Raw genomic sequence first — 11,494 nt, forward strand, 5'->3', positions numbered from 1 at the left:
TGATCGGCGCTTCGACCACAATCGCGTAAATCACGAGCGCCACAGAGGGTGGGATCAAGATCCCCAAGGTACCGCCCGCCGCCAAGACGCCTGTCGACAGCCCCTCGTGATATTTTAAGCGGCGCAATTCCGGTAGCGCCACGCGGCTCATCGTGGAGGCGGTGGCGATGGAGGAGCCGCTCACGGCGCCAAACCCTGCGCAGGCCAGAACGGTCGCCATGGCAACGCCGCCTTTGACCTTACGGGTCAAGGCACTGAGACCTTGGAATAAATCGCGGCTCAGGCCCGTTTCGGCGGCAAGAAACCCCATCAAAACAAAGAGCGGCACAACGGAAAGATCGTAATTCGCTACCGAGTTCCAAAGCGCTGTTTTGAACTGGAGCAAGTAAGGGCCGAACTTGATAAAGGGCGACACGAGGCTCAGAACCCATGTTCCGACAATGCCCGTCAGCAGCATCGCCAAGGCCACGGGAATCCGCAGCATGATTAGGATAAACAACGCAGCGAGCCCGTAGACGCCGACCATTTCACGTTCCATCTGCAGTCTCCAATGGAGCAAAGGTATTGATCAGCGCAGCGCCCGACCACAGGATGCAAGAGACGACCGCGAAGGGCATGAAAATCCAAACGGGCCAACCTAAAACGGTTGTTTCTACGTTGTCTGATCTGACTTCGGCGGTGCCAATCACCAACATATATGCGATCCAAAGCGTCAACCCCGCGAGGACAAGCCCTGACAAGTTTGCGACCGCTCGGTTCGCCCAATCTGGCGCATATTGCATGAACACATCGACAGCCGCATGCGCCTTGTGCAGTTGCGCATAGGGGAACATCGCAAGCGCTGCGACGCCGATGAACATCTGCACCGCGTCTTCATAGCCGGGCAAGCCCGAGACGTTGCCGCCCCAAGTTTTGGCAATCGCATTGCCGGTAAAGCCAGCCGCATTGATCGCGGTGGCGAAAACAATCAAGAGAAGCAACGCGCCGCCAAACAGGGCCCATCCACTAATAATTTTGATGAGAAAGGCCCTGATGGACATGCGCGTTCCTTATTTTACTTGCTGTTTGCAGCAATCGCCGCGCGGGCACTGCTCAGCAATGCTTCGGCGTCAATGCCTGCGCCGCTCGCCTCTTCAACCCAACGGGCAACCGTCGCGTCAAAGGGCGCTGCGAATTCGGCCGTTGCCTCTGCTGAAAGCTCGCTCACCGACTTGCCCGCATCAAGCGCGCGCTTTTTGCCGACAGGTTCGATATTGTTCCACGCATCGCCCATGGCAGCAGCAATCGCCATGCCTGATTGCGCGTCAATCACCTGCTGCAAGTCTTCTGGCAGCGAATTGTAGCTGTCCAAATTCATCGCAAACAAGAACGTTGCAGTGCCAAAGCGCGCACCGTCAGCCAATTCGACGGAAGCCTCCGTTAGATCAGCCAAGCCCAAGGGGATCGCGACCTCAAACGGGACGAGCCCTGCATCAACCGTCCCTTTTGACAAGGCTTGTGGCAAGGCCGGAACAGGCATGCCAACAGGCTCCGCACCCATTTCTTCCAGCATCCAAGCGCCCGTCCGCGATGGGCTGCGCACTTTTAGACCCTCAAAATCCGCGAGACTGGTGAGATTGCCACTGGAGAGATGCAGCGCATTACCCGTGTGCACATGAACGAGCAGTGGATGCACATCTTTGAAATCTTCAGACAGCACGTCCATCATGTCTTGGATCGCCAAATTTGTCGCGCGCGCATCCCCGAGGTGAACACTCGGCAATTCGAACACTTCAAGACGCGGGAAAGTTCCGGGCGTGTAACCGGGCACGGTCCAAACGATATCCGCAACCCCATCGCGCACTTGGCTATACAGCTCGGGCGGAGCGCCACCCAAAGCCATCGCCGGAAAAATCTCAAAGGCGATGCGACCGCCAGAGGCTTCTTCGACAGCCTTGGCCCAAGGTTCGATCAGCATCGCTTGCGCGGGTGCTTTCGGGCTCAGGAAATGTTGGATGGAAAAAGTGAATTCTTGCGCGCTGGCAGCCGATGTTAAGCCGAGCACGAGTGCGCTGGCGTAAATCCCCAGCTTCGTAGGTTTAAAAATTGTCATGACGTCCTCCCTGTCATTGCAGCGGTATATTTGCGGACGCAACGCAATCTGGAAATGGACGAAACAAACAAAAAATTGCACTATTCGATCATCCACACTAGATTTCAGCGCGGGCACAGAGAAAGGTCGAAACGTTGAATGCGATCCCAAGCTATGAATTGTACGGCGATCTTCTAGCAGGGGGCCTGTCTGAGACCATCCACCATGAGACCATTAAGGAACGCAGCAGTCGTCACGATTGGACTATTCGACTTCACAGGCATCGAAGACTGGGGCAGATTTTTCTATTCCACTCCCCTGGTGTGTTTTTCCGCATCGGTGACATCGAACACACCAGCACAGAACCCATGATCCTGATCGCCCCGCCGAACGTCCCCCATGGCTTTCTCTTTGCGGAAGACATCTTAGGCGACGTTGTCAGCCTGCGCTTGGATGAATTGCCGACTGATATCCAAAGGCAATTCGATCATATGTCTGCGGAAACGGACATGGTTTTTCCGGAAAGTGAGACGCGCAACTTCGAAAGCGTCGCGGCGGTTATGGGGCAGCTCGGCCAAAGCTTTCATAATCTAAGCGCGAACCGCACTGATTTACTTACGGCGCAGGTCAACCTTATGATGCTTTACCTCATGGGAAACCGCCGCGAAAAAAGCGCCTTTAGACAAGCGAATGTAAAAGGGCATGCAGGCCGCCAAGAAGCGCAAATCGAAGCCTTCTGCAATCTTCTTGAAGAGCATTATCAAGAGCCATGGGCCGTGGGCGAATATGCGCAGCAGGTTGGCGTATCGGCGCCGCATCTCACGCGTTTGTGCCGCTCTATATTAGGCTCTCCGCCAAACAGTTTGGTGCGGCAACGCAGACTTTTGGAGGCAAAGCGCCTGCTGGAATACACCGGCCTGACAATCGCAGAAATCGCGCATAGATGTGGGTTTCGGGATGCGGCGTTCTTTAGCCGGACTTTCAAATCGACCCTTGGCGCGACGCCGCAATCTTATCGGAAAAATCTCGCGCCTCGGTCTTAGCGCAGCCCAATTCGGGCAAAGCGACCCTGCGCTAAAATTTCGACAAACACAGGTATTTATGCCACCAAATGCACGCTTGCCGCCCGACTTCGCACCTGCGTCGTTTTTGTTTGTAAAGATTGGGTGACATATGCACTCCAACCCTCTAAGAGGGGGCCAAATGTCACCAGATCGGATTTGGAGCTGCTCGCCTTGTCCAAGCATATGCCCCCCGCCCACCCCTTTGATGATGATAAGCTAAAAGAAGAATGCGGTGTGTTCGGTGTTGTCGGCGCTGCCGATGCTGCGAACTTCGTCGCTCTTGGCTTACATGCCTTGCAACACCGTGGACAAGAGGCAGGCGGCATCGTCAGTCACGATCCGGTTGAAGGCTTCAACTCCGCCCGTCGTTTCGGCTATGTGCGCGATAACTTCACCAAAGCATCCTTGATGGAAACGCTGCCCGGTCCGCTTTCTATCGGTCACGTGCGCTATTCTACGGCTGGCTCAAAAGGCGCGGCTATTCGTGACGTTCAGCCCTTCTTTGGCGAATTCTCCATGGGCGGTGCAGCGATTGCACACAACGGCAACATCACCAACGCTGAAGCCCTGCGCAAAGAGTTGATCGAGCGCGGCTCTATTTTCCAAAGCTCGTCCGACAGTGAATGCATCATTCACCTGATGGCCCGCTCCTTGCAGCGCAACATTCCTGAGCGCATGGAAGATGCCCTGCGCCGCGTTGAAGGTGCGTTTTCCATCGTTGCCATGACCCGCACCAAACTCATCGGTGTGCGCGATCCATTGGGCGTGCGCCCCTTGGTGCTCGGCAAGCTAGAAGGCGACGGCTGGGTGCTCAGCTCTGAAACCTGCGGTCTGGACATCATCGGCGCAGAATATGTGCGCGAGATTGAACCGGGTGAAATGGTCGTGATTACCGCCAGCAAGGGCGTCGAAAGCCACTTCCCTTTCCGTCGCCAAGCCTCGCGTTTCTGCATCTTTGAACATGTTTATTTCTCGCGCCCTGACAGCATCATTGGCGGTCGCTCGGTCTATGAAACACGCCGTCAGATCGGCGTCGAGCTCGCGAAGGAAAGCCCTGTCGAAGCGGACCTCGTTTGCCCTGTTCCAGACAGCGGCACGCCTGCGGCCATTGGCTTTTCGCAGGAAAGCGGCATTCCCTACGCTATGGGTATCATCCGTAACCAGTACATGGGCCGCACGTTCATTGAACCAACAGAGCAAATCCGCAACATGGGTGTGCGCCTTAAGCTCAACGTGAACCGTGCGCTCATCAAAGGCAAACGCGTGATCCTTGTGGACGACAGCGTTGTGCGTGGCACGACCTCGCGCAAGATCAAAGAAATGATCTTGGACGCTGGCGCGGCGGAAGTGCACTTCCGCATCGCCTCCCCCCCCACAGCTTGGCCTTGTTTCTATGGCGTGGACACGCCGCAACGTGACAAGCTGCTCGCCGCGACGATGACCGAAGAAGAAATGCGCGAACATTTGACGGTGGATAGCCTCAAGTTCATTTCGCTCGACGGACTTTACCGCGCTGTTGGTGAAGCCAAGGGACGCGACAAGAAATGCCCGCAATATTGCGATGCTTGTTTCTCTGGTGAGTATCCGGTCATTCCAGCGGATCAGGTCAACAAAGGCTTTGAGTTGAAAGCAGCGGAATAACCGCTATCTTTCATCTTTCTAAATAAACTTTCGCCGAAGGCATGCCGAACATGAGCAAAATAGCACTGGTCACAGGAGCCTCGCGAGGCCTTGGTTTCGCTATGGCCGAAGCGCTGGCAGACACCCATCACGTGGTCGCTGTCGCGCGCACAACGGGCGCATTGGAAGATCTTGACGATCGCATCCAAGCCAAGGGTGGCCAAGCCACGCTCGCGCCCATGGACATCACCAATGAGGGCGCAATGGCGCAGCTCTGCCGTTCGATCTATGATCGTTGGGGCAGCGTCGATGTTTGGGTTCACAGCGCAGTGCATGCCGCGCCGTTGACACCTGCTGCGCATATCGACGCGAAGGATTGGGCGAAATCCATGTCCATCAACGCGGGTTCCATGGGCCTGCTCATCCCCTACATCACCCCGCTTTTGGGCGAATCTGGCACGGCGATGTTCTTTGACGACCAAACCACGGGTGCAAAATTCCATGGCTGCTACAGCGCATCAAAAGCCGCGCAAATCACGCTGGCCCGCGCATGGGCAGCTGAAAGCACCTCAACCGGTCCACGCGTGCTGATTGAAACGCCCCCTGCCATGTCCACAGCGACCCGCTCGCGCTTCCACCCCGGTGAAGATCGCAATGCGCTCGCCCATCCCCGCGATATTGCCGCGGAAATGGTTGCTAAGCTGGTTAAATAACAAAAGCTCTCAGCCAAATGCGCGCCCTGTAACGACAGGCGCGCAACACAGATTGGCTGAGTAACTGTGCGATCTGCGCCTTATTGCTGCGCGATCTTCCGATTTTTGAAATCGATCCCGCCAAGCATCAACGCCAGAAAAATCAAGTTCAGAACGGCGTTAAAAGGCGATCCTGCAACAATCGAAAATGTTGAATCGCAGATGAACCATGACCACGCCGAATACAAAATGACTTTGCGCCCTGCTTGAGGGGCGACTGGCATAACCTCGGTTCCGACGGTCCACACCATTGCGCCCATCCCCGCCGTGAGCCCACCGCCAATCGCGAGCATAAGGCGAATGGTTGCATCAGGAACAGCGGGCGCCGTCGAAAACGGCCAATGCGCCAAGTTCAAAAACAACCGTGCTAATGGGTAAATCGGCGACCACGTCGCGACAGCAAGCGCTATTCCCAAGACAGCGATAATTATTCCGTTGGTGCGCATTTTCTTTTGTTCGTTTGTCATGTCAGGTCTCCTTTGGCGACATGCGCTCTGTTCACATGTTGAGTTGATGCAAAACAATTACCTCGCAGGTAAGTGACCTCATTCATTTTCACGACTAGGCTAAGGATATGACCCAATTCTCAAATCAACTCCGCCAATGGCGTCAAACACGCCGCTTCAGTCAATTAGATCTAGCGCTAGAAGCCAACGTAAGCGCGCGTCACATTTCCTTTCTTGAAACTGGGCGCGCCCGTCCGAGCCGTGAAATGATCGTTCAGCTGGGGGAAGCCTTAACTGTACCTTTGGCCGCGCGAAATCAGATGCTTGCTGCTATGGGTTTTACCCCTCGTTACGAAACGAGAAATTGGGATGAGGCAGACATGATCCCGATGCAAAGCGCAATTGATCGCACTCTTGAACGCCACGCGCCCTACCCCGGCATCGCGATAGACCGACTTTGGAGTTTAACAGGAATGAACGCACCCGCACGGAAAATGTTTGGAATGTTGGGGATGGTTGAAGGCAGTAGTTTGCTAGACAATTTGAACAACCCGGTCATGTGGGAAATGATCGAAAATTGGCCTGAAGTGGCCTATCATAGCATGCTCCGCCTTAGAACAGAAAGCGCAGCGCAGGGCGGTGTAGCTGAACTGGACGCAGCCGCCGTCGCACTGTCAGAGCATGCACAGATCGGGAGCAACACAGGCCCGATAGTGCCGACGGTCTTTCGCATTGGGGATCAACGCCTAGCGATGTTTGGCACGATTGCGCAATTTGGCACTGCAGAAGACATCGCTCTGGAAGAACTCAAAATTGAACTTTTCTTCCCTCTGGACGCGAGCACGGAGACCGCTCTGAAAGCAATGTTTGAGGAGGATTAATCCGGTTCAGGTTGAACCAATTGAACCCGAGCAAGAGCACCTAGAAATGATCGAAGCCTCAAGCGAAACGCCTTAAGCCTTTACGCCCCCTTGCCCCTCCACTATGCATCTTAAAAGCGGATAAAGGGGCAGATATGCGCATTCTCATCACCAATGACGACGGGATCAATGCACCGGGCCTCAAAGTGCTCGAAAAGATCGCCCATGAACTCGCTGGTGACACGGGTGAGGTCTGGGTCGTTGCCCCCGCGTTTGAGCAATCAGGCGTGGGTCACTGCATCAGCTACACCAAGCCAATGTTGATCTCAGAGCTTGAACCACGGCGCTACGCTGTAGAAGGTTCTCCTGCGGATTGCGTTCTTGCAGGCCTGCATCACGTTATGACAGATGTCCGCCCTGATCTGATCCTATCTGGCGTCAACCGCGGCAATAACTCGGCTGAAAACACGCTCTATTCTGGCACCATTGGCGCTGCAATCGAAGGCGCGTTGCAAGGGGTGACCTCTATCGCATTGTCGCAATATTTCGGTCCAGACAACGCAAGTATAGATGATCCGTTCGAAGCCTCAGGCGTGCACGGCGCAGACGTTGTGCGCAGGATCTTGGCGCAAGTGCCAAAAGCGCAAGGTGACTATCGCCTGCTGTTCAATGTGAACTTTCCGCCAGTTCCCGCAAGCGACGTCCTAGGTGTGAAAACTGCGCGCCAAGGTCGACGCCCTGACATCAACTTTGCCGTTGAGCCCACGACGTCGCCATCAGGCAAACAGTTCCTCTGGATCAAAGGCGGTGATCAACGCGCGCGTCCTGCGGAGGGGAGCGATGCAGCGGTTAACCTTGACGGTTATATCTCGGTCACGCCCATGCGCGCCGATCTTACGGCGCATGATGTGCTCGACGGGTTTGCAGAGACCCTATGACCGACGCCTCAACCCTCATGCAATTTCTCTTTGCGCTGCGCTCTAAGGGCGTGACGGACAAGGCCGTTCTCACGGCGATGGAAAAGGTCGATCGCGCTGCGTTCATTCGCGGACTTTTTGCCGAACGCGCCTATGAGGACATGCCCCTACCCATCCCATGTGGGCAAACCATTAGCCAACCTTCGGTGGTTGGTCTGATGACGCAAGCGCTAAAGGCAGGCCCGCGGGATACCGTTTTGGAGGTCGGAACAGGTTCCGGCTATCAGGCAGCCGTGCTCAGCCACATTGTGCGCCGTGTCTACACCGTTGATCGCCACAAGCGTCTTGTGAGCGAGGCGCGCGCCGTTTTTGATGACTTTGGCCTGACCAACATCACCGCCTTTACCGCCGATGGCAGCCACGGTTTACCGGACCAAGCCCCCTTTGATCGCATCCTAGTCACCGCCGCTGCGGAAGACCCCCCTGGGCCGCTGCTCGCGCAGCTTAAGGTGGGCGGTATTATGGTCCTTCCTGTCGGCCAATCAGACGCGGTTCAAAGCCTCATTCGCGTCACCCGCCATGAGAGCGGCTTTGAATACGACGAATTGCGCCCCGTGCGCTTTGTTCCGCTTATCGAAGGGCTGGGACGCGACGGATAAATCTGTTATAAGGGCGCAAAGTTTCAGGACGCTGTGATCAACGCAGCGCATTTGAGGACATTCGAGATGACGATTTTTGCAAGCAACCGTTCCTTGCGCGCTGTGCTATGTGGCACCGCCTTAATCACCCTAAGTGCTTGTACTGACGGGTTTGATTTGGATTTTCGCGGGGGTCTTGGCAACAAGTTCGACACCACCGACGCAGCCATCAACGCCACACAATCGCGGCCAAGCCCAGATGCAAATGGCGTCATCACATATCCCAACTATCAAGTAGCTGTCGCGCAGCGCGGCGACACAGTCGCAGACGTCGCTGCGCGGGTTGGCGCCGATCCAGCAGAGCTGGCGCGCTACAATGGCCTGTCCCAAGACACCAAACTGCGCAAAGACGAAGTTCTGGCCCTGCGCAACCCAGTGTCCAGCTTGGACATAGCGTCTCCAGCCCCATCAACGACAGCGCCAGGTGCGGTAGACATCACAGCCCTTGCACAGGGCGCGATTGACAGCTCACCTGTGTCCACCAGCGCATTGCCTGCGGCTACTGCGGCAGGCCCCGAACCTGTGCGCCACCAAGTTGCGCGCGGCGAAACCGCGTTCACCATCGCACGCCTCTATAACGTCTCTGTCCGCTCGCTCGCGGATTGGAACGGCCTCGGCACCGACTTCGCCGTGCGCGAAGGGCAATATTTACTGATCCCAGTCTCTCAAGCGCAGAGCAATTCTGCAGGCATAGCGCCTCTGGCCGCAACAACCACCCCGGGCGCAGGTTCGCCAACGCCTACACCGCCCTCAGCGACCAAACCATTGCCACAGGAAGAAACGCCAGTCGCAGCCGCGCCCGTTGAAACGCCCCCTGCCCCTGTTCTTGCGAAACCAACTGTCGCGACAAAGACCGCTGAAATGACCTTCCCCGTGCAAGGCCCCATCGTGCGCGAGTACAACAAGGGCAAGAATGACGGCATCGGCATTGGCGCATCCGCGGGAACATCTGTGAAAGCCGCCGCCGCTGGTACCGTCGCAGCGATCACCGAAAACACAGACAACTTGCCGATCATTGTTGTGAAGCACCCCAACAACCTTTTAACCGTTTACGCAAACGTAGATGGGTTGAAGGTGAAAAAGGGCGATAGCGTCTCGCGCGGTCAACAGATCGCCAGCGTGCGTGCGGGCAGCTCTGACTTCTTGCATTTTGAAGTGCGCAAAGGCTTCGACAGCGTCGATCCACTGCCGTACCTGCAGTAATCAACAGATTGAATTGAGGTGCGTAACCCAGATTTCTTAGGAAATTTGGGTACCGTGCCGTCCTGCCAAATCACAGAAAAACTGCCATGCCACGCGGCCGGAGCGCGAGCCACGTGTGGCTTGCCATTCAATCGCTTCTGCGCGCAGAACATCTGCATCGATGCTCAGGCCAGCTGCCGCACAATAGCCATCGATCATGGCAAGGTAGTCGTCTTGATCACAAGGATGGAAGCCCAGCCACAGACCAAAGCGATCTGACAGCGACACCTTCTCTTCCACCGCTTCACCGGGGTTGATGGCGCTGGAACGTTCGTTTTCGATCATATCGCGCGGCATCAAATGGCGGCGGTTGGACGTCGCATAGAGCAGCACATTATCTGGGCGCCCTTCAATACCACCATCCAGCACCGCCTTGAGCGATTTATAGTGCTCATCATCATGGCTAAACGACAGATCGTCACAAAACAGCAAGAAACGTTGTGGCGCGCCGCGCAGCAACTTGAGCAAACGCGCGACGCTGGGCAGGTCTTCGCGCTGTAGCTCAACAATCTTGAGATCAAGCCCTTCGCTGATCAACTGACCATGAACCGCCTTCACGAGTGAGGATTTCCCCATGCCCCGCGCGCCCCAGAGCAGCGCGTTATTGGCGGGAAACCCCTTCGCGAATTGGCGTGTGTTGGCCAAAAGCGTATCGCGGGAACGGTTGATGCCAACCAGAAGATCAAGCGCAACGCGGTTCACTTCAGGCACGGGCACCAAAGCGTCAGGCTCGGTCTGCCAGACAAAGGCATCCGCAGAGGACAGATCAGGGGCAGCCAAAGGCACAGGCGCGAGACGCTCTAACGCCTCTGCAATACGCGTCAGCTCTTCGCTCACTTGTCGTTCTCCTCGTCGAACTCCTTGACGAGATCTTCGTCAGCATCTTCTTCGTCGTCGAAGTATCCTTCGGCCCGCAGCTTCGCATCGCGGCGCACTTCAACGCGGCGCACAAGGAAAATGGACACCTCATAAAGGCCATAAACAACTGTGAAGAGGATAAGTTGAGTGATCACGTCTGGCGGTGTCACGAGCGCTGCCAACAGCAAGATGCCAACCATCGCGTATTTGCGAACCGCGCCTAGGCCATCGGCGCTGACAAGTCCAGCTTTGCCCATGAGCGTCAACAACACTGGCAGTTGGAAACACATGCCAAAGGCGATGATGAATTTCAGTGTGATATCAAGGCTTTCGTTCACCTTACCAAAGAAGGTAATGCGCACACCCTCGCTATCAACTGGCGGCTCTGTAAACAGTCCACCCGTTGGTGGCAGTGTTTCAGCGGGCGGGATATTTCCCCCGACGCTCATTAAAAGCCCCGTGAAGATGGAGCTGATATCCGCAAAGCCAAGGAAGAAGTTCATCGCAAGCGGCGTCACAACAAACTGCGCAAACGACGCGCCGAGTAGGAACATCACAGGCGAAGCAATCAAGAACGGCAAAAACGCGTTCTGCTCTGTCTTATAAAGACCCGGCGCAACAAAGCGCCAAAGTTGAAACGCGATCACAGGGAAGGCGAGGATAAAGCCAAACACCATAGAAATGCGGAACAGGGTAAAGAGGTACTCTTGCGGCGATGTATATTGCAGCGTTGGGTTTGGATCGCCCAAATCGCGCAACGTGTTTTCAATCGGCGCAAGCAGGAATTCCAAGATCGGCTCAGCCACAACAAAGGCGAGCACGATACCGACGATAAAGGCACCGACCGCGCGAATGAGCCGTGTGCGCAGCTCAGCCAGATGTTCGATCAACGGGGCTGTGCTTTCTTCAACTTCGTCGGTCTGGCTCATTTATGTATCCTTCGCCGCTTTAGAGGCGGTCTTTTTC

At 55.8% G+C, this 11,494-nt stretch carries 13 protein-coding genes; 7 read left to right on the forward strand and 6 right to left on the reverse strand.

The genetic code is table 11. From position 1 onward, the window contains the following. The 3 genes from ABJQ89_RS06015 to ABJQ89_RS06025 form a co-directional block, all read right to left on the reverse strand. Positions 1-538: TRAP transporter large permease subunit (locus ABJQ89_RS06015; protein ID WP_348495362.1), on the reverse strand; the 538-nt coding region annotated here is incomplete at its 3' end. Next, positions 528-1,040: a TRAP transporter small permease subunit gene (locus tag ABJQ89_RS06020; protein ID WP_348495363.1), complete on the reverse strand. Its 513-nt coding sequence runs from the start codon at positions 1,038-1,040 to the stop codon at positions 528-530. The genes ABJQ89_RS06020 and ABJQ89_RS06015, both read right to left, overlap by 11 nt. Positions 1,041-1,054: 14 nt before the next feature. Next, positions 1,055-2,092 carry a TRAP transporter substrate-binding protein gene (locus ABJQ89_RS06025; RefSeq protein ID WP_348495364.1) on the reverse strand — a complete coding sequence of 346 codons (1,038 nt, stop codon included), beginning with the start codon at positions 2,090-2,092 and terminating at the stop codon, positions 1,055-1,057. 134 nt (positions 2,093-2,226) lie between these two features. Between ABJQ89_RS06025 and ABJQ89_RS06030 the strand changes: the two genes are divergently transcribed. From ABJQ89_RS06030 to ABJQ89_RS06040, 3 genes are all read left to right on the forward strand, one after another. Further along, positions 2,227-3,114, forward strand: coding sequence for a helix-turn-helix domain-containing protein (locus ABJQ89_RS06030; protein WP_348495365.1), 888 nt, complete (start codon positions 2,227-2,229; stop codon positions 3,112-3,114). A gap of 204 nt (positions 3,115-3,318) precedes the next feature. Then, positions 3,319-4,776: an amidophosphoribosyltransferase gene (purF, locus tag ABJQ89_RS06035; RefSeq protein WP_348495374.1), complete on the forward strand. Its 1,458-nt coding sequence runs from the start codon at positions 3,319-3,321 to the stop codon at positions 4,774-4,776. Positions 4,777-4,826: 50 nt separating this feature from the next. Then, complete coding sequence (locus ABJQ89_RS06040; protein WP_348495366.1) at positions 4,827-5,468, forward strand: SDR family oxidoreductase; 642 nt, start codon at positions 4,827-4,829, stop codon at positions 5,466-5,468. 80 nt (positions 5,469-5,548) lie between these two features. Here ABJQ89_RS06040 and ABJQ89_RS06045 read toward each other — a convergent pair whose 3' ends face one another. Beyond that, positions 5,549-5,974, reverse strand: a complete 426-nt coding sequence (locus tag ABJQ89_RS06045; protein ID WP_348495367.1) for a hypothetical protein — start codon at positions 5,972-5,974, stop codon at positions 5,549-5,551. A gap of 107 nt (positions 5,975-6,081) precedes the next feature. Here ABJQ89_RS06045 and ABJQ89_RS06050 point away from each other — a divergent pair, with 107 nt between their 5' ends. The 4 genes from ABJQ89_RS06050 to ABJQ89_RS06065 all read left to right on the forward strand — a co-directional run bounded on the left by ABJQ89_RS06050 (position 6,082) and on the right by ABJQ89_RS06065 (position 9,631). After that, positions 6,082-6,834 (forward strand): helix-turn-helix domain-containing protein, encoded by a 753-nt coding sequence (locus ABJQ89_RS06050; protein ID WP_348495368.1) that lies wholly within the window; start codon positions 6,082-6,084, stop codon positions 6,832-6,834. A 134-nt stretch (positions 6,835-6,968) separates the two neighbouring features. Further along, positions 6,969-7,751, forward strand: coding sequence for a 5'/3'-nucleotidase SurE (gene surE, locus ABJQ89_RS06055; RefSeq protein ID WP_348495369.1), 783 nt, complete (start codon positions 6,969-6,971; stop codon positions 7,749-7,751). Continuing rightward, the gene (locus ABJQ89_RS06060) at positions 7,748-8,389 is read left to right on the forward strand and encodes a protein-L-isoaspartate(D-aspartate) O-methyltransferase (protein ID WP_348495370.1); all 642 of its coding nucleotides are present in this window, start codon (positions 7,748-7,750) and stop codon (positions 8,387-8,389) included. The genes surE and ABJQ89_RS06060 overlap by 4 nt, the downstream gene beginning before the upstream one ends. Positions 8,390-8,455: 66 nt before the next feature. After that, positions 8,456-9,631, forward strand: a complete 1,176-nt coding sequence (locus ABJQ89_RS06065; protein WP_348495371.1) for a peptidoglycan DD-metalloendopeptidase family protein — start codon at positions 8,456-8,458, stop codon at positions 9,629-9,631. Between the two features lie 36 nt (positions 9,632-9,667). Here ABJQ89_RS06065 and ABJQ89_RS06070 read toward each other — a convergent pair whose 3' ends face one another. Next, positions 9,668-10,507, reverse strand: coding sequence for an ATP-binding protein (locus ABJQ89_RS06070; protein WP_348495372.1), 840 nt, complete (start codon positions 10,505-10,507; stop codon positions 9,668-9,670). Continuing rightward, on the reverse strand, positions 10,504-11,457 hold the full coding sequence (locus ABJQ89_RS06075; RefSeq protein WP_348495373.1) for a twin-arginine translocase subunit TatC: 954 nt from the start codon (positions 11,455-11,457) through the stop codon (positions 10,504-10,506). The genes ABJQ89_RS06070 and ABJQ89_RS06075 overlap by 4 nt, the downstream gene beginning before the upstream one ends. Positions 11,458-11,494 lie beyond the last annotated feature (37 nt).

It is taken from the genome of Planktotalea sp. (genome assembly GCF_039984035.1).
Lineage (GTDB): Bacteria > Pseudomonadota > Alphaproteobacteria > Rhodobacterales > Rhodobacteraceae > Planktotalea.